General features: G+C 44.2%; 21 protein-coding genes. 13 read left to right on the top strand and 8 right to left on the bottom strand.

The annotated features are described in order from the left end of the window. The first annotated feature begins 3 nt into the window (after positions 1 to 3). Entirely contained in the window at positions 4 to 942 is a 939-nt protein-coding gene (locus tag NG55_RS07560; RefSeq protein ID WP_032865698.1) for a LysR family transcriptional regulator, read from the top strand. Between the two features lie 219 nt (positions 943 to 1161). Here the strand turns inward: NG55_RS07560 and NG55_RS07555 are convergent, their stop codons facing one another. The 5 genes from NG55_RS07555 to NG55_RS07535 are packed head-to-tail and all read right to left on the bottom strand — an operon-like array spanning position 1162 to position 7675. Next, on the bottom strand, positions 1162 to 2064 hold the full coding sequence (locus NG55_RS07555) for a hydroxymethylglutaryl-CoA lyase (RefSeq protein ID WP_065342888.1): 903 nt from the start codon (positions 2062 to 2064) through the stop codon (positions 1162 to 1164). Next, positions 2061 to 4052, bottom strand: a complete 1992-nt coding sequence (locus NG55_RS07550) for an acetyl/propionyl/methylcrotonyl-CoA carboxylase subunit alpha (protein ID WP_065342887.1) — start codon at positions 4050 to 4052, stop codon at positions 2061 to 2063. The genes NG55_RS07555 and NG55_RS07550 overlap by 4 nt, the downstream gene beginning before the upstream one ends. Before the next feature lie 11 nt (positions 4053 to 4063). Continuing rightward, a complete protein-coding gene (locus tag NG55_RS07545) occupies positions 4064 to 4867 on the bottom strand; it encodes an enoyl-CoA hydratase/isomerase family protein (RefSeq protein ID WP_065342886.1) in 804 nt (267 codons plus the stop codon). Between the two features lie 9 nt (positions 4868 to 4876). Continuing rightward, on the bottom strand, positions 4877 to 6478 hold the full coding sequence (locus NG55_RS07540) for a carboxyl transferase domain-containing protein (RefSeq protein ID WP_065342885.1): 1602 nt from the start codon (positions 6476 to 6478) through the stop codon (positions 4877 to 4879). Between the two features lie 24 nt (positions 6479 to 6502). Next, entirely contained in the window at positions 6503 to 7675 is a 1173-nt protein-coding gene (locus tag NG55_RS07535; RefSeq protein ID WP_016541042.1) for an isovaleryl-CoA dehydrogenase, read from the bottom strand. A gap of 148 nt (positions 7676 to 7823) precedes the next feature. On the opposite strand from NG55_RS07535, the gene NG55_RS07530 reads away from it, so the two are divergent. From NG55_RS07530 to NG55_RS07505, 6 genes are all read left to right on the top strand, one after another. Further along, a complete protein-coding gene (locus tag NG55_RS07530; RefSeq protein WP_016541043.1) occupies positions 7824 to 8441 on the top strand; it encodes a TetR/AcrR family transcriptional regulator in 618 nt (205 codons plus the stop codon). 113 nt (positions 8442 to 8554) lie between these two features. Further along, on the top strand, positions 8555 to 10249 hold the full coding sequence (locus NG55_RS07525; protein WP_065342884.1) for an AMP-binding protein: 1695 nt from the start codon (positions 8555 to 8557) through the stop codon (positions 10247 to 10249). Positions 10250 to 10336: 87 nt separating this feature from the next. Then, positions 10337 to 11329 carry a biotin synthase BioB gene (gene bioB, locus NG55_RS07520; RefSeq protein WP_065342883.1) on the top strand — a complete coding sequence of 331 codons (993 nt, stop codon included), beginning with the start codon at positions 10337 to 10339 and terminating at the stop codon, positions 11327 to 11329. A gap of 24 nt (positions 11330 to 11353) precedes the next feature. Beyond that, a complete protein-coding gene (locus NG55_RS07515) occupies positions 11354 to 12094 on the top strand; it encodes an SAM-dependent methyltransferase (protein ID WP_065342882.1) in 741 nt (246 codons plus the stop codon). Between the two features lie 251 nt (positions 12095 to 12345). Then, on the top strand, positions 12346 to 13632 hold the full coding sequence (locus NG55_RS07510) for a DcaP family trimeric outer membrane transporter (protein WP_065342881.1): 1287 nt from the start codon (positions 12346 to 12348) through the stop codon (positions 13630 to 13632). Between the two features lie 90 nt (positions 13633 to 13722). Beyond that, the gene (locus NG55_RS07505) at positions 13723 to 15090 is read left to right on the top strand and encodes an MFS transporter (RefSeq protein ID WP_065342880.1); all 1368 of its coding nucleotides are present in this window, start codon (positions 13723 to 13725) and stop codon (positions 15088 to 15090) included. Positions 15091 to 15155: 65 nt separating this feature from the next. Here the strand turns inward: NG55_RS07505 and NG55_RS07500 are convergent, their stop codons facing one another. Beyond that, positions 15156 to 16076 (bottom strand): LysR family transcriptional regulator, encoded by a 921-nt coding sequence (locus NG55_RS07500; RefSeq protein WP_065342879.1) that lies wholly within the window; start codon positions 16074 to 16076, stop codon positions 15156 to 15158. Positions 16077 to 16172: 96 nt separating this feature from the next. On the opposite strand from NG55_RS07500, the gene NG55_RS07495 reads away from it, so the two are divergent. The 3 genes from NG55_RS07495 to NG55_RS07485 all read left to right on the top strand — a co-directional run bounded on the left by NG55_RS07495 (position 16173) and on the right by NG55_RS07485 (position 20669). Next, the gene (locus NG55_RS07495; RefSeq protein ID WP_171257945.1) at positions 16173 to 17555 is read left to right on the top strand and encodes an omega-aminotransferase AptA; all 1383 of its coding nucleotides are present in this window, start codon (positions 16173 to 16175) and stop codon (positions 17553 to 17555) included. Positions 17556 to 17616: 61 nt separating this feature from the next. Further along, positions 17617 to 19179, top strand: coding sequence for a CoA-acylating methylmalonate-semialdehyde dehydrogenase (locus NG55_RS07490; RefSeq protein ID WP_065342877.1), 1563 nt, complete (start codon positions 17617 to 17619; stop codon positions 19177 to 19179). Positions 19180 to 19277: 98 nt separating this feature from the next. Beyond that, positions 19278 to 20669 (top strand): amino acid permease, encoded by a 1392-nt coding sequence (locus NG55_RS07485; RefSeq protein WP_023270062.1) that lies wholly within the window; start codon positions 19278 to 19280, stop codon positions 20667 to 20669. Between the two features lie 33 nt (positions 20670 to 20702). Here the strand turns inward: NG55_RS07485 and NG55_RS07480 are convergent, their stop codons facing one another. Then, the gene (locus NG55_RS07480) at positions 20703 to 21563 is read right to left on the bottom strand and encodes an EamA family transporter (RefSeq protein ID WP_065342876.1); all 861 of its coding nucleotides are present in this window, start codon (positions 21561 to 21563) and stop codon (positions 20703 to 20705) included. A gap of 120 nt (positions 21564 to 21683) precedes the next feature. Between NG55_RS07480 and NG55_RS07475 the strand changes: the two genes are divergently transcribed. Continuing rightward, on the top strand, positions 21684 to 22151 hold the full coding sequence (locus tag NG55_RS07475; protein ID WP_065342875.1) for an Lrp/AsnC family transcriptional regulator: 468 nt from the start codon (positions 21684 to 21686) through the stop codon (positions 22149 to 22151). Positions 22152 to 22241: 90 nt separating this feature from the next. Here the strand turns inward: NG55_RS07475 and pdxR are convergent, their stop codons facing one another. Beyond that, positions 22242 to 23750, bottom strand: coding sequence for a MocR-like pyridoxine biosynthesis transcription factor PdxR (pdxR, locus tag NG55_RS07470; protein WP_065342874.1), 1509 nt, complete (start codon positions 23748 to 23750; stop codon positions 22242 to 22244). A 161-nt stretch (positions 23751 to 23911) separates the two neighbouring features. Here pdxR and NG55_RS07465 point away from each other — a divergent pair, with 161 nt between their 5' ends. Together NG55_RS07465 and NG55_RS07460 are read left to right on the top strand one after the other, a co-directional pair. Further along, positions 23912 to 25222, top strand: a complete 1311-nt coding sequence (locus NG55_RS07465) for a 4-aminobutyrate--2-oxoglutarate transaminase (protein ID WP_065342873.1) — start codon at positions 23912 to 23914, stop codon at positions 25220 to 25222. Beyond that, positions 25219 to 26667, top strand: a complete 1449-nt coding sequence (locus tag NG55_RS07460) for an NAD-dependent succinate-semialdehyde dehydrogenase (RefSeq protein ID WP_065342872.1) — start codon at positions 25219 to 25221, stop codon at positions 26665 to 26667. Before NG55_RS07465 ends, NG55_RS07460 begins: the two co-directional genes overlap by 4 nt. Positions 26668 to 26725: the final 58 nt, after the last annotated feature.

Below are 26725 nucleotides of genomic sequence, written 5' to 3'. Positions count from 1 at the left end.
GTTATGCGCAAAAATCTTGATGGTGGATTGTTACATGCCATGCATGCCTTCCTGAAAGTGATTGATAGCGGGAGTTTTACGGCTGCTGCTGAACAGATGGAACTGACAACTGCGCAAGTTTCGCGATTAATTAGCGAATTAGAGGGGCGTTTAGGTACAAAACTACTACAACGATCAACCCGCCAGCATGCCTTGACCGAAATTGGTGCAAACTATGCCGAGCAGTGCCGACAGGTACTGGCGATGGTAGAGGAATCCGAAGCCCAAGCCATGGGCATGGCAGCTAGGCCACAAGGGCGATTGCGCGTGTTGAGTATGGCCAGTTTTGGCCATCATTATCTAGCACCGATGATGGCAGAATTCTGTCAAAGTTATCCTGAACTTACGGTTGAATATCGGACTTCGCAAAATGTACCTGATCTTCTCGGCAAAGGTATTGATGTCAGTTTATATCTCACTGAATCTTTGGCAGATTCACGGTTTGTGGCGCGTCGAATTGGGACCATCTTTTCGGTGTTATGTGCATCACCTGCCTATCTGGAAAAGTATGGTGAACCTCAATCCTTGGATGATTTGCAAAAGCATGCCTGTTTACGTTTGGTCAATCCGTCAATTACCCCACAATGGCATTTGGTCAGTGAAAACAGCTGTTCTTATCAGATTGATATCACTGGGCCGTTAATTGCGGATACACCTGAATTGCTGCTGGATGTGGTACAGCAGGATATGGGGATTGCTTTATTGCCAACCTTTTCATCCATTGATGCGATTCGGGCAGGGCGACTCCGTCGTATTTTACCTGCTTGGCGATCACCTGATATCGGGGTGTATACCTTATTGCCATCTCGTCATTTTGTAGATGCAAAAACACGGGCATGGCTGGAGTGGGTCGAACAACATATTTCACCAAAAATACAGCAAGATACGGATTATTTTTTATAAGTAATTTGAGAGAGCGTTAGAAAAAGAATAATAAGGATTAAAATTAAAAAAATGCTTCTTTATAAAGAGGCATTTTCTACAGAGATGAATAATATATTTTTAAATCGCATGAGGGATTTAATCTCAATTCCTAAATAGAACGAGATAAAGCTGCGACCTGATAAGCTGAATTGAGTAAGTCTGTTGCCAAACGATAAGTGAATCCGAATCTAGATTTAACTAAGCACATTTTGTCTGCCAATAGGCATTGGCATAATTCGATAAGCTCTTGCGGTTGAGTACATGACTAATATTTTGGCTGGCCTGCATCAGCTTTTCTAAATCAATGCCTGTTTCAAAGCCCATATGCGAGAGCAAATAGAACAGATCTTCGGTGGCGACATTGCCTGAAGCACCTTTGGCATAAGGGCAACCACCCAAACCAGCCAGTGAAGAATCAAACACACGAATGCCTTGTTGTAAGGACTGATAAATATTGGCAATCGCCATGCCATAAGTATTGTGAAAATGTCCTGCCAAAACTTGGCTGTCGAGTTCAGCCAGACAGGATTGCCAGACTTTTGCGACCCGATCTGGTGTGGCGGTCCCAATGGTTTCACCCAATGAGACTTCATAACAGCCCATGTCATACAGTCGTTTCACCACATTCGCCACTTGCTCAGGCGCAATCGCACCTTCATAAGGGCAATCCACGATACAAGAGACATATCCACGGACACGAATATTTTGTGCTTTGGCTGCACGCATGACATCGGCAAACTTTTCAAAACTTTCATCAATCGAGCAATTAATATTTTTACGGGTAAAGCTTTCAGAAGCTGCGGTAAACACCGCAACTTCTTTGCATCCTACCGCTTGAGCAGTTTCAAAACCTTTGATGTTCGGTGTGAGCAGACTGAATTGCACATCGGTTGTCTGGGGCAGCTGCTTAAACAACTCATCACTCTGCGCCATTTGCGGCACCCATTTGGCTGACACACAGGAACCTACTTCAATCGATTTTAGTCCAGCATTGATCAGATCATGAATGAAGTTTAGGCGTTGTTCGACGGTCAACGCCTGTTTTTCGTTTTGCAGGCCATCACGCGGGCCGACCTCCACGATTTTGACAAATTCACTCATGCAACTTCCTCCTGTACAGGCTGAAATTCCACCAGTTCATCGCCAGCCTTGACCTGATCCCCGACCTGAAAATAGGCATTCATAATCACGCCATCTTGCGGTGCGCGAATGGTGTATTCCATTTTCATCGCTTCAAGCGTCATCAGGATATCGTCTTTTTTCACGTTATGATTGGTACCGACCAGAACCTGAGTCACCACACCCGGCATGGGTGCTTTGAGGTGTCCTTGATCTGCTTGGCTATCATCCTGATGATAATTTTGGCGAATATAGCCAAATTTATGGCTTTGCCCGTTATGGAATAGGGTGATGCCTTGCGGATTCTGGTTAAAAGACAGTTTTTGTTGGGTACCATTGAGATGAATCACCGCAGTATGAGCATCCAGCAATTGCCCTGAAATAGGGTAACTTTCGCCGTTATATTCCGCATTAAAACCGTGTTCAGCCGAGCTCAGCTTGATGTGAATATTCTGATCTAGATAGTTCAGTTTGATGGTTTGCTTAAAGGCGATATTTAAACGCCATAGTGGTTGTGCTTGCCATAACTGTTTTTGGCTAGAGCGGTTGCTATTCAGTTTACTTAAAAATTCGATAAAGGCTGTGGCAACGACCAATTCAGGTTTAATCTGTTCAGGCTGGAACAAGAAATCATGTTCACGCTGAATCAGATTGGTATCCAGTTTGGCCTGTTTAAATGAATCAGAACGAACAATCTTTTGCAGAAAGGCAATGTTGTTCCCTAGACCATCAACGTGGAATTGACTGAGTGCATGTTGCATTTGGATCAAAGCTGCTTCACGGTTTTTACCCCAAACGATCAATTTGGCAATCATTGGATCGTAATAGGTGGTGATTTCATCACCTTCTACAATGCCACTGTCGACCCGCACAAACTGGTTTTGCGTTGGGTAATGTAAATAGTCAATTTTGCCAATGGCAGGTAAGAAGCCTTTTTCGGGTTCTTCGGCATAAATACGCGCTTCAAGTGCATGACCATGAATCTGTAATTGATGTTGCAGTTTTGGTAGCGGTTCACCATGAGCGACACGCAGTTGCCACTCCACCAGATCTTCACCGGTAATCATTTCGGTGACAGGATGTTCGACTTGCAGGCGAGTGTTCATTTCCATGAAATAGGCGGTACCATCCTGTTCCACAATAAACTCGACTGTACCCGCACCGACGTAATCCACTGCACGGGCAGCATCAATCGCAGCCTGACGCATGGCATCCAGTTTTTCAGCTGGCATTTGCGGTGCAGGAGCTTCTTCAAGTACTTTTTGATGACGACGTTGTACCGAACAATCACGTTCAAATAAATGTACATAGTTCCCGTGCGTATCGCCAAACACTTGTACTTCAATATGCCGAGGCTGAATCACATAGCGTTCAATCAATACATCGTCATTGCCAAAACTGGATTTGGCTTCACGTTTACACGAGGCTAAGAACTGTAAGAAATCTTCACTACGTTCAACCAAGCTCATGCCTTTGCCACCACCGCCAGCACTGGCTTTGATCAGCACAGGATAGCCAATTGCATCGGCTTGTTGTTTTAAAAACTCGGCCTCTTGATTGGTTCCGTGATAGCCGGGGGTTAATGGTACACCAGCTTTTTCCATCAAGGCTTTAGAGGTCGCTTTGAGACCCATAGCTAAAATCGCATCGACAGGTGGGCCAATAAAGCAAATATTATGTTGCTGGCAAGAGAGGGCAAACTGGTCATTTTCAGACAGGAAACCATAACCTGGGTGAATTGCTTGGCTGCCTGTATCAATCGCCGCCTGAATAATACGATTTACCTGTAAATAACTTTGTGTGGCAGGGGATTGCCCAATATAAATCGCTTCATCCGCCATTTTGACATGTTGTGCATTGGCATCTGCATCAGAATAAACCGCAACCGTTGCAATACCGAGTTTTTTTGCGGTACGAATCACGCGGCAGGCAATCTCGCCACGGTTCGCAATTAAAATCTTTTCAAACATGATGATCGTCCTTAATTGTTGTTATTCGAGTGAGAAACCCATGCAGGCTGTTGTTTATTTAAAAAGGCATTCAAACCTTCTTTGGCTTCGCTGCCTTGACGAACTTGAGCAATATGCTGTGCTGTCTGTTGCAGCAAGTCATTGTTCATGGTCTGGTTGCTCACCATTTGAATCAGTTGTTTTGATGCAGACTGAGCCTGCGGGCCACCGAGTAACAGTGCATCAATAATTTCTTGAACTTTCTGGTCTAAGTCTTCTGTATCAGCGACTTCATGAGCCAAGCCAATCTGTTTAGCTTCCCGTGCTGAGATCCGTTCCGCAGTTAAGAAATAACGCGAAGCCTGTCGTGCTCCAATCGCACGAATTACATAGGGACTAATGGTAGAGGGTGCAAGGCCAAGTCGAACTTCTGAGGTGGCAAATTTGGCGTCAGTGCTGGCAATACAAATATCACAAGCCGAGGCTAACCCCATGCCACCACCAAAGGCAATGCCATGCACACGCGCAAGTGTCGGTTGCTTTAAGGTCGCGAGTGCATTCAGCATTTGTGCAAGTTTTAAAGCATCGGCTTCATTTTCTGCTGACGAAGCTTGACCTGCCTGTTTCATCCAGTTGAGGTCAGCACCTGCTGAAAAGCTTTTACCCCGTCCTGCCAAGACCACCACACGCACATCATCTCGGGTGTTGAGACTGTTAAAGCAGTCATGTAATTCTTCAATCACCGTAGTATTAAAAGCATTGTGCAATTCAGGGCGGTTTAGCCACACATAAGCCACTTGACCATGTTGTTCCAGTTGTAAAAATTGATAGCTCATAGACACCTCTTACATGCGGAACACGCCAAATTTGGTTGGCTGAATTGGTGCATTTAATGCGGCAGCAAGGCTTAGACCCAGTACATGACGGGTTTGAGCAGGATCAATGACGCCGTCATCCCAAAGACGGGAAGAGGCATAATACGGATGGCCTTGGTGTTCATATTGTTCACGAATCGGTTGTTTAAACTCATCTTCTTCCTGTGCTGACCACTGTGCACCTTTTTGCTCAATCTGATCACGTTTCAAGGTTGAGAGTACACTGGCAGCCTGTTCACCACCCATCACAGAAATACGCGAGTTTGGCCATGTCCATAAAAAGCGTGGAGAATAGGCACGTCCACACATACCATAGTTACCTGCACCAAACGAACCTCCAATAATCAGGGTCAACTTTGGTACATTGGCTGTGGCAACGGCCATCACCAACTTGGCACCATTTTTGGCAATGCCTTCATTTTCATATTGACGACCGACCATAAAGCCGGTGATGTTTTGGATAAATAGCAATGGGATATTACGTTGAGTACATAGCTCGATAAAGTGTGCGCCTTTTTGTGCAGACTCAGAAAACAGAATGCCGTTATTGGCAATAATGCCGACAGGCATCCCGTAAAGCGAAGCAAAACCTGTAATCAGGGTCGAACCAAAACGAGCTTTAAATTCATCAAAACGTGATCCATCGACAATACGCGCAATTACTTCACGGACATCAAAAGGTTTACGTGCATCACTGGGTACAACGCCATAAAGTTCGTTGGCATCAAACAGGGGTTCATCTATCTGTTTGTTTAATTCATTGGGCTTTTTATTTAGATTGGCGACGATGTTACGGGCAATCGCAAGCGCGTGTTCATCATTTTCGGCCAAATGATCGGCAACCCCTGACAGGCGAGTATGTACATCACCACCACCCAAATCTTCACTGCTGACCACTTCACCTGTCGCGGCTTTCACCAAAGGGGGGCCACCGAGGAAAATCGTACCCTGATTACGCACAATAATGGTTTCATCCGACATGGCTGGCACATAAGCACCACCAGCGGTACAGCTGCCCATCACTACCGCAATTTGGGCGATACCTTGGCTCGACATACGTGCTTGATTATAGAAAATACGGCCGAAATGATCTCGATCAGGAAACACCTCATCTTGCATCGGTAAGAATGCACCGCCTGAATCCACCAGATAAATACACGGCAAGTGATTTTGCTCAGCAATTTCCTGTGCACGTAAATGCTTTTTCACCGTCAATGGATAATAGGTACCACCTTTGACGGTTGCATCATTGGCGACGATCATGCAGGTCACACCATTGACTTGGCCAATCCCTGCAATCACTCCCGCAGCAGGAATGTCATCTTCATAAACTTTGTAAGCAGCCAACTGACCAATTTCTAAAAAAGCCGTGCCGACATCAATCAGTTGGTCAATACGGTCACGTGGTAATAATTTGCCTCGGGCTAAATGCTTTTGACGGGCATTTTCGCCACCACCTAAAGCTACTTTTTGAGCCACTTGTTTCAGATCGCTGACCAATGTTTGCATGGCGTGTTGATTGGTTTTGAAGTCTTCACTTCGAACATTAATTTTACTGTGTAATTGGTTCATAAGCTGCATCCTGATTTATGGTTATTATTTGGTTTCATTAAACAGTTCGCGGCCAATCAGCATGCGGCGAATTTCTGAAGTTCCTGCACCAATTTCATAAAGTTTGGCATCACGCCATAAACGACCTGCTGAGAATTCATTGATATAACCATTCCCACCGAGGGTTTGAATGGTTTCGCCCGCCATCCATGTGGCTTTTTCTGCTGCATATAGGATTGCACTGGCCGCATCTTTACGTAAGCTACGGTCATGGTCGGCTTTGTCACAGGCTGCACCAACTGCATAAACCAAGGCTTTACAAGCCAGCCAAGTGGAATACATATCCGCCAGTTTGCCTTGCATCAATTGAAATTCACCCAAGGCCTGACCGAATTGTTCACGTTCATGTAGGTAGGGAATCACTACATCCAAACAGGCGTCCATAATGCCTAACGGACCAGCACTTAAGACCGCGCGTTCATAGTCCAGACCACTCATCAGTACTTTGGCCCCGTTGCCAACACCACCGAGCACGTTTTCAGCAGGGACTTCAACATTGTCAAAAAATAGTGGATAGGTGTTGGAACCGCGCATACCCAGCTTATCTAGGTGCTTACCATGGCTAAAGCCAGGCATGTTTTTTTCGATCAGGAAGGCAGTCATGCCTTTGGCACCTGCATGCGGATCCGTTTTGGCATACACCACCAATACATCCGCATCACCGCCATTGGTGATCCACATTTTTGAACCATTGAGAACAAAGTGATCGCCTTTTTGTTCAGCACGCAGTTTCATACTGACCACATCCGAACCTGCATTCGGTTCAGACATGGCTAAAGCACCAACAAAGTCACCTGAAATCAGCTTGGGTAAATACTTTTGCTTTTGTTGCTCGCTACCATTGCGGTTAATCTGGTTAATACACAAGTTAGAATGTGCGCCGTAAGAAAGACCAATAGAGGCGGATGCGCGCGAAATTTCTTGCAACACGATGATATGTGCTAGATAGCCTAGATTGGTGCCGCCATATTCTTCAGAAACGGTTAAGCCCATCAATCCCATATCGCCAAATTTCTTCCAAAGATGGGCAGGGAAGACATTGTCTTGGTCGACTTGTTGGGCAATTGGTGCAATTTCCTTGGCACAAAATGCAGCAACCGAATCTTGTAAGGCAATCAGTGTTTCATCTAGTCCAAAGTTCAAGCTACGTAGGTTCATTATGTTGTCATCCCAGTGATTATATTTGTTGTTCCATTAAGCGTTGTTGTGTGTGCTTAGGAACTACCTTACAATGAATTTTTAAAAAAGTGAATAGAGATTCATAAAATGATTTACAATTCACTTTATTTGTTAGAGAATAAAATTTATGAGCTATAAACGATCAACTTTAATGCAGGAGCGGATGGAACAAAATCGCAAATCGATTTTGAGTTCAGCCAGAAAATTAATTTCAGAAGGAGGATTCAAAGACGCACAGATACAAACCATTGCTGAGCAAGCAGGAGTCTCAAGTGGTTTGGTTTATCGCTACTTTGACAATAAAAGTCAGGTACTGATTGAAGTCTTGTCAGAAGCCATCAACACCGAGTTGTTGGTGATTGATGCCATTACAGAAAGTGATCTGACCGCGCAACAGAAGTTGCATAAAGCAGTTGCAACCTTTGTCAAACGGGCACTCAACAGCCCGCAGTTGGCCTATTCACTGATGTTTGAACCTGTGGATTCAAGTGTGGAACATGAGCGTTTTCGGGTAAAGCAGCTGATGAAACAAAGTATTAAAAAAATCCTTGCAGATGGAAATGCAAGTGGCGAGTTTGTTTTGGATGACTTAAACACAACCGCCATGTGTGTGGTCGGAGCGATGACCTATGTGGTGGTTGAACCTCTAGACCCTGCTCAAAATACCAAGTTTGATCAGACGCACAAAGACTATTTTTCTAAACAGATTGCTGACTTTTGTGTGGATGCAGTACAGAAAAAGTAGGGCAGACAGAACGGTTTAACATCACAACAATAGGCAGTTTGAAGAGTAGTTGCAGTCACAACAATTAGATCAGGTAAGAACAGAATTAAAAAAGAATCAAGGAGAATGATTCAATGCAACATGTACGGTTAAGCTATGCCTCTGGAACCAGCTCGCAGCCCCTGTTGGGGATGACGATTGGAGATAAATTTGATCAAGTCTGCCAGCAATATGCTGAGCAAGAGGCGATTGTCAGTTCACATCAGAACCGACGCTTAAGCTACAAAGAACTACAGCATGAAGTGAATGCATTTGCCTGTAGTCTGCTCAAGCTGGGTTTGAAAAAAGGGGATCGCTTGGCGATCTGGTCGCCGAATTGTGTGGAATGGACCGTGACCCAATTTGCCGCGTTTAAAGCTGGCATTATTTTGGTGAATCTGAATACCGCCTATAAAAGTCATGAACTGGAATATGTACTCAATAAAGTCTCCTGCAAAGGCTTGATCATTGCCTCACAGTTCAAGACTACAGATTATCAAGAATTACTCACTAAGATTGCACCTGAGCTGACATCTAGTTCCGATAAAGTGCTCCATTCAGCCCGTTTATCACATTTAAAATATGTGATCAAAATTGATGAGCAGCAGCATACCGGCATCCATCGTTTTCGTGATTTGCTTGAAACACCGAATCAATCTCAGCTCGATGAGTTGCAGCGCTTAGCCAAACAATTGCAGTTTGATGAAACCATTAATATCCAATTTACCTCTGGCACAACAGGCAATCCAAAAGGAACCATGTTGACCCATCATAATATTTTGAATAATGGTTATTTTGTTGGTGAAGGGATTGGCTTAACGCCCCAAGATCGCGTCTGTATCTCAGTGCCTTTATTCCATTGTTTCGGCATGGTAATGGGCAATCTGGCCTGTATTACCCATGGTGCTACCATGGTTTATCCTGCGTCCGTGTTTAATCCGTTGGAAAGCTTAAAAACCATTGAGCAGGAAAAATGTACGGCGGCTTATGGTGTGCCGACCATGTTTATTGCCATTTTGGAACATGAGCAATTTGCCGAATTTGATTTGAGCAGTTTGCGTACCGGTATCATGGCAGGCAGTCCATGTCCGAGAGAAATCATGCAGCGTGTGATTGACCGCATGCATATGTCAGAAATTACTATCTGTTATGGCATGACCGAGACCTCTCCGGTCAGTGTGCAAAGTTATATTGATGATTCAATTGATAAACGAGTCAGCACGGTGGGGCATGTTCATCCACATTTGGAAGTTAAAATTGTTGATTTAGAGGGTGAAATCGTTCCGCTAGGGACACTCGGTGAACTTTGTGTCCGTGGTTATTCGGTCATGGCGGGGTATTGGGATGAGCCTGAAAAAACCAAAGAAGTCATCGACGCAGCAGGCTGGATGCACACGGGTGATATTGCTGAAATGGACGCTGAAGGCTTTGTCAAAATCAAAGGCCGAATTAAAGATGTGGTAATTCGCGGGGGTGAAAATCTATTTCCAAAAGAAATCGAAGACTTTTTATATACCCATCCCGATGTCTGCGATGTGCAAGTGATTGGTTTGCCCGATATGCGTTATGGGGAGGAGCTCTGTGCCTGCATCATTTTACACGAGCATCATCAAAGCAATGAAGACAGTATCCGCAGTTTCTGCAAAGAGCATATTTCACATAATAAAGTGCCACGTTACGTTAAATTTTTTGCTGAGTTCCCGATGACCGCATCAGGCAAAGCACAGAAATTTAAATTGCAGGAAATCATGCGGGCAGAGCTGAATTTGACTGCTGAAATTTTTGATTAAAAACGTACTCCTCCTTTGTACATTGAGATTGAGGAGGAGCTTTGATGCCGTGGTTGTTATCTAAACATAGGATGTCAGGATCAAGAAATGAAGATTAGAAATGATTGGTCACGTGCGGAAATACAGGCTGTGTATGAGCAGCCTTTTTTAGATTTGCTGTTTCAGGCGCAACAGTTACACCGACAGTATTTTGCTGCGAATACGATTCAGGTCAGTACTTTACTCTCAATTAAAACAGGCAAGTGCCCAGAAGATTGCAAGTATTGTTCGCAATCGGCGCGTTATGATTCAAAACTAGAAGCAGAAAAACGCATTGCAGTGGAGAAAGTCATTCAAGAGGCACAAAAATCTAAAGCCTCAGGCGCATCTCGTTTTTGTATGGGTGCCGCATGGCGCAATCCGCATGAGCGCGATATGCCTTATGTATTGGACATGGTGCGTGAGGTCAAAGCTTTAGGACTGGAAACCTGTATGACCTTGGGCATGTTGAATGCTTCTCAGGCGGAGCGTTTAAAAGAGGCTGGTTTGGATTATTACAACCATAATCTGGATACTTCGCGGGAATATTATTCCCACATTATCAGCACTAGAACTTTTGATGATCGGCTGGATACACTAGACCATGTTCGTCAGGCAGGGTTGAAAGTCTGTAGCGGTGGTATTGTCGGTTTAGGTGAAAGTCGAGAAGATCGGATTGGTCTTTTACATGAGTTAGCGACTTTGCCGCTACATCCAGAGTCTGTACCGATTAATATGCTGGTCCCGATCGAAGGGACACCATTGGCTCAAGTAGAAAAACTGGATGTAACTGAATGGATTCGGACGGTTGCTGTAGCACGATTGCTTATGCCACAAAGTTACATTCGACTTTCGGCTGGGCGCGAAGCATTAACCGATTCCGATCAAGCCTTGGCATTTATGGCCGGTGCTAATTCTATTTTTTCAGGTGAAAAACTGTTAACCACCGCCAATGCGGGTGAAAATCGTGACCAAGCTTTATTTCAAAAATTGGGCTTAAGTATCGAAGCGGCTAAACCTTCTATAAAGCAGTTATCAGTTGATGCGATGCTAACCGTTTAAAGCTTTTTAAAAGTAGAGGATCAAATGGCAAAAGATTTTAACAGTCAGAAAGTGGTGGAACGCTATGATGATCATATCCGTCGTCTGATTCCAGGTTATGCGCTGATGCATCAACAAGTCGATGCGATTTTACAGTCCGCTTTAAGTGAAGATGCAGAGATTTTAATTGTCGGTTGTGGCACAGGCTATGAGCTTGAATATTTACTGAATAGGCATCCAACTTGGAGATTTACGGCAGTTGATCCTTCTTTAAGTATGTTGCAGAAAGCCCAAGCACTGATTCAGCAGCTTGGACAGTCAGAGCGTGTGCAATTCATTCATGGCGAAACAGCAGCATTGCCTACACAGCCAAAATTTGATGTGGCACTGTCGATCTTGGTTGCGCATTTTGTGCCGCATGCGCTTAAACCGACTTTCTTTGCTGAAATATCACAGCGATTAAAAGCCGGTGGATTGCTGCTGACCTACGATCTGATGGCTTGTGACAATCCTCAACAATTTAAAGCCTTGCCTTTGTTATGTCAGAGTAATGGTCTGAGTATTGAGCAGAGTGAGGCAATGATGGAACGTTTGGAACAAGACTTTTTTACTGTTTCTTATGAGACTTATCAGCAACTGCTTCAGCGGACAGGTTTTGAACAGGTGCATTGCTTTAGCCAAGTTTTAACGTATCAGGGACTGATTGCCCAGAAAAAACAGGAGGATATCTTGACCTTGGAACATTCTGGCAAAGCTGTTTTCACTCAACAAGGAATTCAACATTAAAACAGCAACTTAATTTTTAGCTTTTAACGGAAGTTTTTAACAGTGGCTGCAATTGCCACTGCTCGGTTCTGCTGTCTTTTAAAAAAGTGGCTATTTATTTAAATAGGAGGTGAAAATTAAATAAATCAATGGTTTGAAGTTTTAAAAATAAAAAATGTGGTGTGGTACATTTGTACGACAAAGGATAAAACACAAACAAAGAATGATCTTAAAAGGGTATTTAAGATCAGTCGAAAAGGAAATTGATTTTAATGAAAAAGTTTATTTTAACGGTACAAAAAAGCATATTGGCAACGGCAGTTTTAACGGCTATGTCCTCTGCTTATTCGGGAACTGAAAGTGCTGAAATTGCACAACTCAGACAAGAAGTTCAAGAGTTGCGCGCCATGCTGCAACAGTATGTAAAACAGCCTGTTCCGACCCAGTCGACGCCTCAAGTCGCGGTTGCAGCTGCGCCACAGGCGACCGAAACACAGGTGCCAAAACTGAATATCAGCAAAGGTGGGGCTGAAGTCAATTTATATGGTTATCTCCGTGCCGATGCTTCTTATCAGGCTAAAGGTGCATCCACCATGTATAACAATATCAGTGGCGTACCACTAGAACATACTGCTGAGGAAGCTCAACAAAAAGATCGGTTGCATTCAACCGTCAACGTCACCCGTTTAGGTTTGAATTTTAAAACACCGACAGCCGCTGGCGATGTTGGTGGCAAGCTGGAAATGGATTTCTTTGGTGGCAGCACACGTGATCAATTCCGTATTCGTCATGCTTATTTAACCTTTGATAAATGGTTGATTGGTCAGACTTGGTCCACTTTTATTGCACCTGAATATTATCCAGAAACCATTGATGCAGGAACCTATGTCGGTGGGGCATTACAACGCTCACCTTTGGTACGCTATAGTGATAATTTATCAGCCAATACCAGCTTTGCTGTTGCGATTGAAGATCCCAAATACACGGCAACTTCCGACCCTGATAATGAAATGCGTTTGCCTGCTTTGGTGGGGCGATTGAATCATAAATTTGAGAATGGTTCCTTGCTGTCTGGCCGAAGCTTTATGGCTGAGAAAAAAACCAGTAATGATGAGGAATGGGCATGGGGTGTGGGGCTCGGGGGCAAATACCAGTTAACGCCACAAACCTTCTTAAAAGCCGATTATTACCATGTCAAAGGTGATGGCCGTTTCCTGCTTTGGACCAATAACAGCTATGTGATTGATGACAAAAATCATATTCAGAGCAATGAATTCGATACTATTTCAGCAGGTTTAACTCATCAATTTAATTCACAGCTTCGTTCTACCTTGGGATACGGCTATATGAAAGCCAAGGATGACAACACCTTTGCCCAAATCCAGAAAACCAACCTGACTCAAAACAAAGAACTTTGGCAGGGCTGGATCAATGCCATGTACAACCCCTATAAACCAATTACTTTAGGGGTGGAGTATGTCTATGGCGAGCGTGAAACTTTTGAGGGGCGGAAAGGGATTGATAACCGCTTCAATATGATGGCGAGTTACGATTTTTAATCAAGAGCTTGAATCATCAGTTTTTTCTTTAGGGTGCAGTATGTCGTTTTAAAAATGAACAAGAATTTATCTCATAGAGGAGATGATTAAATGGCAACATCGACGTTGAATGTCAATGCAATTATTGACCAAGCAAAATTTACCCCTTTTCACTGGAGCATTTTGCTTTGGTGTTTACTGATTATTATTTTTGACGGTTATGATCTGGTTATTTACGGCGTGGTTTTGCCTGTATTGATGCAAGAGTGGTCACTCACAGCAGTACAGGCGGGTATGCTGGCCAGCACCGCCTTATGTGGCATGATGTTTGGTGCCATGCTATTTGGGGCTTTGGCAGATAAAATTGGTCGCAAAAATGTGATCTTGATTTGTGTGACCTTTTTCAGTGGTTTTACTTTCTGGGGAGCTTTTGCATCGACTCCGTTTGAATTTGGGGTGTTACGCTTTTTAGCAGGTTTGGGGATTGGTGGTGTGATGCCAAATCTGGTGGCGTTAACCTCTGAATATGCCCCAAAGCGGATGCGCAGTACCTTGGTGGGGAGTATGTTTAGTGGCTATGCCATTGGCGGGATTATTTCCGCGTTATTAGGAAGCTATCTGGTGGAAAGCCAAGGTTGGCAAATCATGTTCTTGATTGCAGGCATTCCATTGTTGTTATTACCGATTTTATGGAAGTTCTTACCTGAGTCACTGACCTTCTTAGTAAAAAGTGGCAAGACCGAGCAAGCCCATGCCATTATCCAAAAAATTGCCCCAGAGCAGGCACTAAGCCCTGAGACACGCTTATGTTTGAATGACGATAATTTAGGTTCAGGCAGTTCTGCCAAAGCCTTATTTCAGCATGGTCGAGCTTTAAGTACTTTGATGTTTTGGCTGTTATTCTTTATGTGTTTGCTGATGGTCTATGCATTAAGTAGTTGGTTGCCGAAACTGATGCTGGCAGCAGGTTATTCATTGGGCAAAAGTATTTTATTCCTGTTAGCACTGAATGTTGGTGCCATGATCGGAGCAATTTTGGGTGGAATCCTCTCAGATAAATTCCATTTAAAACCCGTAATTTTAACCATGTTTGTAACAGGGGTATTTGCACTGGTTGGTTTGGGCTATAACTCGCCAGCCTATATTTTATATGGTTTGGTGACGATTGCAGGAGCTGCAACCATTGGGACTTCAATCCTGCTGTATAGTTATGTAGCACAATACTATCCATTGAGTGTACGCTCGACAGGAATTGGCTGTGCATCTGCGGTTGGTCGAATCGGTGCCATCGTCGGGCCGATTCTAACAGGGATGCTGCTGACCTTAGGTCTACCACATAAGCTGAACTTTGTGATGATTGCCATCCCCGCGATTATTGCGATTTTTGCGGTGTTGGTACTGAAACGGCATGAGTCAGATAGTGGGAGTAAAAGTACGGTCAATCCTGCGACAAATATTGCTGAAACTGGTGAAGCATAGCAGTGCATTTTTGATAAAACAAAGTCGATGAGCCCAACGCATCGACTTTTGTATTCTAGTCTGAGTTAAGTCAATGGCATGATTCGGGTTTTTAGGATCTCCATAAAGGTTTTTAAAATCATATTGTAGTTTTTGCCTTTATGGGTGATCAGGCAGATCGGGGTACTGTAATGCATCACGTCCTGCAAAATAGGCTGCATAAAACCATCTTCCACCCATTTTCTCGCATAATGATCGGGTAAAAAACCCAGAAACTTTCCTGTTAAGATCAGAAAGGCGATGCCTTCACGGTCACTGGCAGTGGCCGAACAATCAAGCAGTTGGTGCAATTTCGCCGCTTCTGCTGTTGTTGCATAATTGGGTAATACTGCTTGCCAGTTTTTTAAATCCGCAGTGTGAATATCACCTAAATGTTGAAACAGCGGGTGATTTTTACCGCAGTAGAGCAAAGACTTTTCGCGATATAAATCAAAATAATCTAAGCCAGACAATGGGGTGACGAGGGGAATGGCACCTGCATGTAAGCGATTATCTAAGACACGACATTCAATATCCGACAAGGTGCTCATACTGATATTAATCAGCACTTCGCTATTTTCTTCGGCCAGCACAGCAAGCGTATTGGTGATATAGGCACTGGGCATGGTGACCAAGTTATTAATAATCCCAATATTAAACTCACCTTTGAGTTGATTGTGCATTTGATTGATCTTGGCACGAAAGTCTTCAATCGAAGCATTCAATACTTCAATATATTCTAGAATTTCCCGACCTTCATCGGTCAGAGCAAAGCCAGCTCGACCTCGTTGGCATAACCGAATTCCGAGCCGATTTTCCAGATCACTCATGTGCAGACTAATTGCTGAACGACTGATGCCAAGCAGACTTTCCGCAGCGCTAAAGCTGTGGCAGTCACACACCGTTTTAAAAATTTTAAGAAGTTTTATATCAAAATCAGTCACTTGATTTAATTTTTTCGGCTTCATTTAGTTTTACTTTTTTATATCTAAACTCAAGATCATTTGAATTTATCAAAACTATATCGCGCTGTACACTCCAACAATAACCCCAAAACAAGAAGAGTGATTATGTTTGATATCGACACCGCAAATGACCGTGATGATGCATTGGAAGCAAGTCCGTCAGAGGTCCCAATGCGCTTAAATTACCAAGCACATTGGATGCCGTTTACTGCCAACCGTAATTTTCATCAAGATCCACGCATCATCGTAGCGGCCAAAGGCTCATCTTTAATTGATAGTACAGGACGTGAGATTTATGATTCTCTGTCAGGTTTGTGGACCTGCGGTGCAGGACATAGCTTGCCTGAAATCCAGCAAGCGGTAACGCGCCAATTGGCAAAACTGGATTATTCACCTGCCTTCCAATTCGGACATCCATTATCTTTTCAATTGGCTGAAAAAATTGTGCAGCACATGCCTGAAAAACTCCAGCATGTTTTCTTTACCGATTCGGGTTCTGAGTCAGCAGATACTGCGATCAAAATGGCGCGGGCGTATTGGCGCATTAAAGGCCAACCAAGCAAAACCAAGCTGATAGGGCGCGCTCGTGGCTACCATGGGGTCAACGTGGCAGGCACCAGTCTGGGCGGTATTGGTGGCAACCGTAAAATGTTCGGTCAATTGATGGATGTGGATCATTTACCGCATACCTTGCAAGCACATCTGAGCTTTACCAAAGGCTGTGCTGAAACAGGTGGAATTGAACTGGCCGATGAAATGCTCAAGCTGATTGAGCTACATGATGCATCGAATATTGCCGCAGTGATTGTTGAACCTGTTTCTGGTTCGGCGGGTTGTATTGTGCCACCGACAGGTTATTTAAAACGCCTGCGAGAAATCTGTGATCAACACAATATCCTGCTGATCTTTGATGAAGTAATTACGGGCTTTGGCCGTATGGGCACATGGACAGCAGCAGAATATTTCGATGTAACACCTGATCTGCTGACTTTTGCCAAACAAATTACCAATGGTGCCATTCCATTAGGGGGCGTAGTCGCAAGCCGTGAAATCTATGATGCCTTTATGCAACAAGACTTGCCTGAACATGCGGTTGAGTTTACTCACGGTTATACCTATTCAGGGCATCCCGTTGCCTGTGCCGCTGCTTTAGCCACATTAGATGTACTAGAACAACAGAACCTAATCACTCAATCTGCGGCCTTAGCCCCAAGTCTTGAAAAACTGATACATGAATTAAAAGGTGCCCCGAATGTGATTGATATTCGCAACTGCGGTTTGATTGGTGCCTTACAACTGGCACCGCGTGATGGCGATGCCACCATTCGTGGATTTGAAATGGGTATGAAGTTGTGGAAAGCCGGTTTCTATGTGCGTTTTGGCGGAGACACCATTCAGTTCGGTCCAATGTTCAATAGCACCGAAGCGCAATTATCACGGTTGATCAATGCTGTGGGTGAAACCCTTTATCAAGTGAAATAAAGCTTGGGTGGAGACCCGCCAAAAGCAAATGGAAAATAAGACACAGAGACAAGGAATACAGATGAATAATTTAGAACATTTTAATGCCAATGCGTTCAGCAATACCGATTCAGCTCAAACACCAGCCACTCATTTGATTGGGCATTTTATCCAAGGTGGTTTGGTCACCAAATCCAACCGAAAACAAGCGGTTTATAATCCAGCAACGGGTGAGATTAGCAAAGAAGTAGCCTTGGCGGATAGACAGTTGGTGAATCAGGTAGTGCAGATTGCAGAGCAGGCATTCCCTGCATGGCGCGATACGCCGGTGATCAAACGTGCACGGGTGATGTTTAAGTTCAAACAATTGCTTGAAGAGAATGCTGAAACATTGTGTGAATTGATTGGGCAGGAGCATGGCAAGATTTGCCATGATGCCAAAGGTGAATTACAACGTGGCATTGAAAATGTGGAATATGCCTGTGGCGCACCTGAGTTTTTAAAAGGCGAGTATTCTAAAAATGTTGGCCCAGATATTGATTCTTGGAGTGAGTTTCAACCTTTAGGTGTGGTTGCAGGGATTACCCCTTTTAATTTCCCAGCAATGGTGCCGTTGTGGATGTTCCCAATGGCGATTGTGTGTGGCAATTGCTTTATTTTAAAACCCTCTGAGAAGGCGCCTTCAGCGGCACTCTATTTAGCTGAATTACTTAAACAGGCGGGCTTGCCCGATGGGGTGTTTAATGTGGTCAATGGCGACAAAGAAGCTGTCGATGCCTTACTACATCATCCTAAGATCCAAGCCATCAGTTTCGTCGGTTCAACCCCAATTGCGGAATATATTTATCGAACAGCGACCTCGACAGGAAAACGCTGTCAGGCCTTAGGCGGTGCAAAAAACCACGCCATCATTATGCCCGATGCGGATATTGATAATGTGGTGACCTCTTTACTCGGTGCCGCCTTTGGTTCATCGGGTGAACGTTGTATGGCCTTGTCCGTTGCGTTGGCCATTGGTGATGAAGTGGCCGATGTGGTGATTGCCAAGCTTAAACAAGAGATGCAGCAATTGAAGTTTGGACATTATGCCGATGCCAGTAATGACTTCGGACCGCTCATTTCGCAAGCACATAAACAGAAGGTACAAGCTTATATCCAAAGTGCCGAGCAACAAGGTGCTAAAATTGTGGTGGATGGACGTGATGCCAAAGCCGTCGGTTATGAACATGGATTCTTTGTCGGGCCGACCTTGATTGATCAAATTTCAGCAGAGATGACCAGCTATCAACAAGAAATTTTTGGGCCTGTATTACAGGTGATTCGTGTCGAAACGATGCAAGAAGCCATGCAGTTGATTAATGATCATGAATATGGCAATGGCACCTGTATTTATACCCGAGATGGTGAGGCGGCGCGCTATTTCACCAATAACATCCAAGTGGGCATGGTCGGGGTGAATGTGCCATTACCAGTTCCTGTTGCTTATCACAGTTTTGGTGGCTGGAAACGTTCACTGTTTGGTGATCTGTATGCCTATGGGCCAGATGGTGTGCGTTTTTACCCCCGCCGTAAAACCATCACGCAACGTTGGCCATCTGCACAGATTCGTGAAGCCAAACAATTTGCTATGCCAACTTTAAATTAATTTTTGTTGGAGGGAAGACCGTTGGTTTTCCCTTTTTATTTTTGTAGGAATTGAAACATGTAATTAACGGTTTTATAAGTATTTTTAAGGAATAAAATATGAATAGTGATAAAACAACAAAATTAGGTGAAGGACTTTCTAACCGCCATGTCACGATGATTAGTATTGGTGGTGTTATTGGTGCAGGTTTATTTGTCGGTTCATCTGCTGCAATTGCCAAAGCAGGTCCCGCTGCGGTATTGGCTTATATTATTACCAGTATTCTGGTTTTTTTAGTCATGCGTATGCTCGGTGAAATGGCCGTTGCACAGCCTGACACAGGTTCATTTTCGACTTATGCGCGTAAAGCGATCGGTCCTTGGGCAGGGTTTAGTGTGGGTTGGCTGTATTGGTGGTTTTGGGTGTTGGTGATTCCAATTGAAGCCATTGCAGGTGCCGAAATTTTACATGCTTGGTTTCCACAGGTATCCAGTGCCATTTACGCTTTCGCATTTATTATCTTACTCAGTTTGGCCAACTTCTTTAGCACCAAAAGTTTTGGCGAGTTTGAGTTTTGGTTTGCACTGATTAAAGTGATTGCCATTCTCGTGTTTATTGTGATTGGTGCATCAGCCGTGTTTGGACTGTGGCCTTTAGCCAAAGATGTCAGTGGAGTGGGTCATCTCTTTTCCAATGGCGGCTTTATGCCACATGGCATGGGCGGTGTTCTATCTGCGATTTTAATCTCTGCATTTTCCTTCTTTGGCATTGAAATTCTTTCGATTGCGGCGGCAGAGTCTAAAAATCCTGAAGAGAAAATCAAACGGGCAACCAATTTAGTCCTGTATCGGATTATCTTATTCTTTGTGGTTTCAATTTTCCTCGCGGTTGCCTTGGTCGATTGGCGTTCACCTGATTTACAAAAATTGGGTACTTTTCAGTATGTCTTGGTCAGTCTGAATATTCCTCAAACCAAGTTAATTATGGATACTGTGGTATTTATTGCAGTGGCGAGTTGTATGAATGCGGCCGTTTATACCTCTTCACGGATGCTATTTGCTTTAGGTGCCCGTCAAGAAGCACCAAAAATGGTCACGAAAATTAATGCTGCAGGTGTGCCAACCATCGCAGTATTTGCATCGACTTTGATCGGATTGATTTGTTGTGCGGTGAATTACTTATTTCCTGGACAGGTATTTGGATTTTTATTGTCAACCACCGGTTCGATTGCATTGGTGGTTTACCTAGTGATTGCAGTGTCACAACTCCGTTTGCGCACCCAATTAGATAAAGTTGGGGCTGCTGTGCCTTTTAAAATGTGGTTATTTCCGTGGCTGACTTGGTTTGTGATTGTGGTGATTATGAGCGTGCTGGGCTATATGTTCCTGTCACCTCAATATAGCTATGAAACCACTTTATCTTTAAGTGTCACCTTCATTGTCGTGATCTGTGGACTGATCGTGACCCGAAAGAAGAAAAGTAATCGAACAGTCGCACTACATCTAGACTGATCAAACATCATCATAAGGCCTATGCTTTGAAGTTTAGGCCTTATTACTTTTATAGGAAAAATAGGAGCAGCCCGCGCACGAGAGCATGATGATGGCAATGCCCGTGATTTGATATAGATTGAGGTGTTCTTTTAAGATCAACCAACCTGCAAGGGCACTGACCGCAGGAGAGGCGCTCAGTAAAATTCCAAACACTTTCGGTTCGAGTTTTTTCATGGCAAAGATATCCAGTAAGAACGGAATGGTACTGGAAAGCAGCGATACCAAAACACAGAGCAGTAAAATCCAATAAGAATGAAATAGCTGATTCAGATCAGAAATACCAAAGGGTAGTGCAAATAGAGTTGCCACCAACATGCCAATCGCTACTGTATTGCTGCCGCCTTTTGCGACTTTCGTACCGAAAATGATATATAAGCCCCAACATAATGCTGCGGCAAGCGCATAAAGCATGCCGATATAACTAAAATGCTGATTGCTACTGCCCAAAGGTAATAACATCAGACCGATAAATGACAAGGCGCCCCAAAGTAAATCCTGTTTTTGTTTTGACATGACAATGGCAACGGTGAGTGGACCCAAGACTTCAATTGAAATGGCGATGCCAATCGACAAATGGGAAAAGGCCTTATAGATCAAAAGATTCATGAGACTCAGAATCAGTCCATAAATGATCAGATTCTTCCATTCCATTTGAGGAGGAAAGCTGCGCCAAGGTTTGAAGATCATCCAGAGCAACAGCGCTGAAAAACTTAAACGAATCAGGGCAACCCCTTCAGCGCCAAAGATGGGAAATAGGGTTTTCGCAATCGCAGCCCCAATTTGTACTGATGCAAGTGATAGACATGCTGCAGCCAAGGCCAGTTCTTGTTTATTTTGAGCAGAAGCATGCATATCGATGACCCATAGAGTGATCATGAGATTTTAATTCTAGAACGATGATTAAATCGTGCTAATTGATTGAGCTGAAGGAGTGATTCACTCTATTATTGGAAAAATATGAGGGATTAATTCATGGCTGAGCTATCACTTGATCATTTTGATTATGCAATTTTACGATTATTACAGCAGGACAATAAAAGCTCACATCGGCAGATTTCGGAGCATATCGGGTTGTCTCAAGCATCGATACAACGGCGTATTGTTCGAATGGAACAGGAATCCATTATCGAAAAAAATTGTGCAGTACTGAATCCAAAGCGATTTGGAGAAAAGGTGACTTCGATTATTGAAGTGCGTCTTGCTGAAGATCGCTCTGTGGTGATGGATCGGGCTGAACAATACTTTGCAACAGTGGATGAAATTCAGCAATGCTATTTCGTCAATGGTGGGGTATCTTTTATCATCATTATGATTTCAAATAATTTATCGTATTTTGAAGCTTTGGTGAGAAAGCATTTTGCAGATAATCAAGATGTCAAAACCTATCGGACTTTAATCGTTTTAGATCGGGTCAAAGTCAGTTTAGATCTTTGCTTTTAGTTTGGAATATATCAATGAATAAGCTTCACTTGGTTTAGCGATGGGGCAAGAAAAGACGTACGCCCTAAACCAAGTGTTATTCTGCTCTAATCAACGGCTCTGGGGGAACAGCTCAAGACCGTTTTCAATCAGACATTGACGTAAAATACTAAAAGCAAAAGTCATATCCTGTTCCTGAACACAGGCAAATCCAAGCAATAGGCCCGATTGAATTGGGGTATCGACCCCTGAATAATATTGTGACAATGGGCGAACATTGACCCCGCGCGAAAGTGCGAGTGCAGATATTTCAACATCATTGGCGTGATCAGGTAATTTGAGTACCAGATGCAGCCCCGCATCATGATTAAATTCATGGACAAACACATCGCCCAGATAACGGTGAATCAGTTCAATCAGAAATTTACGTCTTTTACTATACAGTAGGCGCATCCGGCGGATATGCGCTGCATAATGTCCTTCACGAATAAATTCGGCTAAGGCGCGTTGAGTAAGTAAGTGACCGCCTCGATACAGTTCAGCCGAAATCGTTCGTAAGGGCTGTACCAATTGTTTTGGAACCACCATATAGCCAATGCGCAAGGCGGGGTAAATGGTTTTACTAAAGGTTCCAATATAAATGACGGGTGGATTTTCTTCCAAACCTTGTAAGGAAGGATAAGGCTGACCTGAAAAACGGAACTCACTGTCATAGTCATCTTCAATAATCCAGCTACCATGCTGTTTAGCCAAATCCAGCAATTTTCTTCGTCTAGATAAACTGAGATGCGAACCTAAAGGATATTGATGAGAGGGGGTGACGAAAATCAGGCGAGGTGGGGTAGACGGATGTTCTTCTGGAATAATGCCTTCGGCATCGACAGGCATCGGAATAATATTGAGGCCATTGATACGCAGAATATTCTTGGCACCCCAATAGCCTGGATTTTCAATCCAGACATGATCATTTAAATCACATAAAGCCCGTGACACCAAATCCACTGCCTGATGGATGCCTTCTGTAATAATAATCTGGTCGGTTTCACAATTGACGGAACGCGCAATTCGTAAATAATCGGCTAGTGCATGGCGTAATTCCGCGCATCCTCCTGCATTGCTGTAGATCAAATTGGCAATTTCAGGCTGGCGACTTAAGCGTGATTTGATCCGATTAAATTCGGCATGTGGAAACTCAGTTACATCAGGCGCACCGGGTACAAAGGCACCCCACTGATAAGGGGATGCGGCTGCATGTTGAAGTAAACTTGCGCCACGATGAGAAAGTGTCTGTGTAGTCTCTTCTTTGGTTGCAGCAGCATAAGTGAGTGTTGTGCTGACCTGAATATAGCTCTCAGGGAGTGTTTCGGATACCCAAGTACCTCGACCGGTATGCGCTTGAATATAACCTTCAGCACGTAATTGTTCATAGGCATTGAGTACGGTATTCCGTGAAACATGCAGCTCATTGGCCAAATCACGTGATGCAGGAAGACGAGTATTCGGCGCAAGAATGCCTTCCAAAATGGCAGCTCTTAAACAATGAAAAACCCGAGCGGGTAAAGTCCCTTCACTGGCCTGTTGTAAATGCTGCAACAGGTAGTCTCCTAACAGAGTACGCAATTGGCTCTCTCCTTTAGTCCAAAAGTGGCTCTCGTCTATTCCTTATAAAAGGTACACATTAAGTACCCATAGCGCATTTTAGCCTTGTTTCAGCAATACATTGCCATGAAGCAATTTAAATGCCCAAAAAGATGATTGTTTTGTCGTATAGAGGTAACAAAATGGATGCAAAGCATATTGCAATAAATGCTCGTAAACAGCAAGCAACGCCACGTGGTGTTGGCGTGATGTGCCAATGGTATGCTGAACGTGCGAGCAATGCGACTTTGTGGGATACGGAAGGAAACGAATATATTGATTTTGCTGGTGGAATTGCCGTTTTAAATACGGGGCATCGCCATCCAAAAGTCATCGCAGCGGTGGCTGAACAACTGAATAAATTTACCCATACGGCGTATCAAATTGTACCGTATGAAAGTTATGTGTCTTTGGCTGAGCGAATCAATGCCCGTGCACCGATTGAAGGTCCTGCGAAAACAGCATTCTTTACCACAGGCGCAGAAGCGGTTGAAAACGCAGTGAAGATTGCACGAGCAGCAACAGGCCGTCATGGCATTATCACTTTTGGTGGCGGTTTCCACGGCCGTACGTTTATGACCATGGCGATGACAGGCAAAACAGCTCCTTATAAACGTGACTTTGGTGTCATGACAGCAGGTGTATTCCATGCCCGTTATCCAGTTGCGTCTAAAGGAATCAGTGTTGAAGATGCACTGATTAGCTTAGAAGAAATTTTTAGTGAAGATATTGCGGCGCATGATGTGGCAGCCATTGTGCTTGAACCTGTCCAAGGTGAGGGTGGATTCAACGTTGCGCCAGTTGAATTTATGCAACAACTGCGCAAGATTTGTGATGAGCACGGCATTCTTTTAATTGCGGATGAAGTGCAAACCGGTTTTGCCCGTACTGGCCAATTGTTTGCCATGCAACATTATCCAGTTAAAGCCGATTTAATTACCATGGCGAAGAGCTTGGGTGGTGGTTTCCCACTGTCAGGAGTAGTGGGACGTGCTGAAGTGATGGATGCACCAAACCCTGGTGGTTTAGGCGGTACTTATGCGGGTAACCCGCTTGCGATTGCTGCAGCCAATGCCGTGATTGATGTGATTGAAGAGGAACAATTGTGTCAACGTGCCAATAGCTTGGGTGAAGAACTCATAACCATGCTAAAAGCGGCACAAAAATATTCAAACGATATTATTGATATTCGTGCATTGGGTTCGATGGTGGCGGTTGAATTTGGTGATCATGTCACGGGTCAACCGAAACCAGAAATGGCGAAAGCGATTCAGCAATATGCGATGGATCAGGGCTTATTGCTTTTAACCTGTGGCAAGCATGGCAATGTAATTCGTTTCTTGTATCCATTGACGATTCCTGTGGTTCAGTTCAATCAAGCGCTGGTGATTATCCAAGATGCAATTGCAGCGCAACAGCCTGCACTGCAAAAGCTCGCAGGAGCTGAAGCATGATTGATCTCAACTTGCAGGCTCTATTAAAGCATCCAGATATTCGTTTTGATGCAACGCCAACTGAAGATTATTTTGTAGTGGACGATGCAGCGACAGGACAAGCTTTGGCTTGGGTCAAGGCATCTGACCAAGCAGAGGTTGAAGCAGCGATTGCACGTTCAGCCATCGCTCAAGCCCAATGGCAGCAGCAAACTGCTTTGGCGCGTGCTGATATTTTGTTGGCATGGCATCAGTTGATCTTGCAACAGCGTGAAGGCTTAGCCCAGATTCTCACGGCAGAACAAGGTAAGTCACTCGCGGAAGCACGTGGAGAAATTGCTTATGCAGCCTCGTTCATTCGTTGGTTTGCAGAGCAGGCGCGTCGTGTCGACGGTTCCGTGTTGACGCCTGTTCAATCACAGCAGCGTTTAATTGTGCTTAAGCAAGCGATTGGAGTGACCGCAGCGATTACGCCGTGGAATTTCCCAGCCGCGATGATCACCCGAAAAATTGCACCTGCTTTGGCGGTGGGGTGTTCGATGTTGGTCAAACCTGCGGAACAGACTCCGTTAACTGCCTATGCTTTGGCGGTACTGGCAGAGCAGGCAGGCTTACCCGCTGATTTATTTATTTTGATCAGTGGTGATGCGGTGGCTGTTGGGCAAACTTTATGTGCAAGTGATACGGTGCGTAAACTCAGTTTTACCGGTTCAACCGATGTTGGTCGTATTTTGATGAAACAATGTGCGCCAACCATCAAAAAGCTTTCTTTAGAGCTGGGTGGCAATGCCCCTGTGATTATTTTTGATGATGCCGATATTGAGCGCGCTGTTCAGGGCATTATGGTCAGCAAGTTCCGTAACAGTGGTCAAACCTGTGTCTGTGCCAACCGTATCTATGTTCAGGACGGGATTTATGATGCGATTTGTGAGCGCTTAAAAATAGCAGTTGAACAGCAACTTCGTGTCGGCGATGGACGTGATGAAGGGGTGACACAGGGGCCATTGATTGATCAAGACGCAGTTGAAAAAGTGCAATCGCATATTGCCGATGCGGTGAGTCAGGGGGCTTCGATTGTGGTTGGTGGTCAACCACATGCCTTGGGGAAAACTTTCTTTGAACCGACCATTTTAAGAGATGTTACTCAGCAGATGAAAGTTGCCAAAGAAGAAACTTTTGGTCCATTAGCGCCGTTATTCCGTTTCAATGATGAAGCTGAGGCTGTTGCAATGGCCAACGATACGGAGTTTGGTTTGGCGAGTTATATTTTTACCCAAGACATGGCACGCCAATGGCGGGTAGGTGAAGCGCTGCAATATGGTATGGTCGGGGTGAATACAGGGCTGATTTCCAATGAGATCGCACCTTTTGGTGGAATTAAACAGTCAGGTTTAGGTCGTGAAGGTTCGCAATTTGGGATTGAGGAATATCTGGAACTGAAATATATGTGTGTTGATATTTCTTAACATCAACGGTTGATGGTCTGAATGAGCGTACTCCTTTCTTTAGACCTTTTTATCTACA

It is taken from the genome of Acinetobacter gyllenbergii, assembly GCF_001682515.1.
Classification (GTDB): domain Bacteria; phylum Pseudomonadota; class Gammaproteobacteria; order Pseudomonadales; family Moraxellaceae; genus Acinetobacter; species Acinetobacter gyllenbergii.
Note: the sequence above shows the minus strand (reverse complement) of the source record. Positions and strands in the feature narration are given on the sequence as shown.

Excerpts from the sequence above, each read along its gene's own strand:
- NG55_RS07460 (WP_065342872.1), top strand. The coding sequence starts at position 25,219 with ATGATTGATCTCAACTTGCAGGCTCTATTAAAGCATCCAGATATTCGT.
- NG55_RS07540 (WP_065342885.1), bottom strand. The coding sequence starts at position 6,478 with ATGAACCAATTACACAGTAAAATTAATGTTCGAAGTGAAGACTTCAAA.
- NG55_RS07560 (WP_032865698.1), top strand. The coding sequence starts at position 4 with ATGCGCAAAAATCTTGATGGTGGATTGTTACATGCCATGCATGCCTTC.
- NG55_RS07555 (WP_065342888.1), bottom strand. The coding sequence starts at position 2,064 with ATGAGTGAATTTGTCAAAATCGTGGAGGTCGGCCCGCGTGATGGCCTG.
- NG55_RS07480 (WP_065342876.1), bottom strand. The coding sequence starts at position 21,563 with ATGCATGCTTCTGCTCAAAATAAACAAGAACTGGCCTTGGCTGCAGCA.
- NG55_RS07510 (WP_065342881.1), top strand. The coding sequence starts at position 12,346 with ATGAAAAAGTTTATTTTAACGGTACAAAAAAGCATATTGGCAACGGCA.
- NG55_RS07535 (WP_016541042.1), bottom strand. The coding sequence starts at position 7,675 with ATGAACCTACGTAGCTTGAACTTTGGACTAGATGAAACACTGATTGCC.
- NG55_RS07505 (WP_065342880.1), top strand. The coding sequence starts at position 13,723 with ATGGCAACATCGACGTTGAATGTCAATGCAATTATTGACCAAGCAAAA.
- NG55_RS07485 (WP_023270062.1), top strand. The coding sequence starts at position 19,278 with ATGAATAGTGATAAAACAACAAAATTAGGTGAAGGACTTTCTAACCGC.
- bioB (WP_065342883.1), top strand. The coding sequence starts at position 10,337 with ATGAAGATTAGAAATGATTGGTCACGTGCGGAAATACAGGCTGTGTAT.
- NG55_RS07530 (WP_016541043.1), top strand. The coding sequence starts at position 7,824 with ATGAGCTATAAACGATCAACTTTAATGCAGGAGCGGATGGAACAAAAT.
- NG55_RS07515 (WP_065342882.1), top strand. The coding sequence starts at position 11,354 with ATGGCAAAAGATTTTAACAGTCAGAAAGTGGTGGAACGCTATGATGAT.
- NG55_RS07500 (WP_065342879.1), bottom strand. The coding sequence starts at position 16,076 with ATGAAGCCGAAAAAATTAAATCAAGTGACTGATTTTGATATAAAACTT.
- NG55_RS07465 (WP_065342873.1), top strand. The coding sequence starts at position 23,912 with ATGGATGCAAAGCATATTGCAATAAATGCTCGTAAACAGCAAGCAACG.
- NG55_RS07475 (WP_065342875.1), top strand. The coding sequence starts at position 21,684 with ATGGCTGAGCTATCACTTGATCATTTTGATTATGCAATTTTACGATTA.
- NG55_RS07550 (WP_065342887.1), bottom strand. The coding sequence starts at position 4,052 with ATGTTTGAAAAGATTTTAATTGCGAACCGTGGCGAGATTGCCTGCCGC.
- NG55_RS07525 (WP_065342884.1), top strand. The coding sequence starts at position 8,555 with ATGCAACATGTACGGTTAAGCTATGCCTCTGGAACCAGCTCGCAGCCC.
- NG55_RS07490 (WP_065342877.1), top strand. The coding sequence starts at position 17,617 with ATGAATAATTTAGAACATTTTAATGCCAATGCGTTCAGCAATACCGAT.
- NG55_RS07545 (WP_065342886.1), bottom strand. The coding sequence starts at position 4,867 with ATGAGCTATCAATTTTTACAACTGGAACAACATGGTCAAGTGGCTTAT.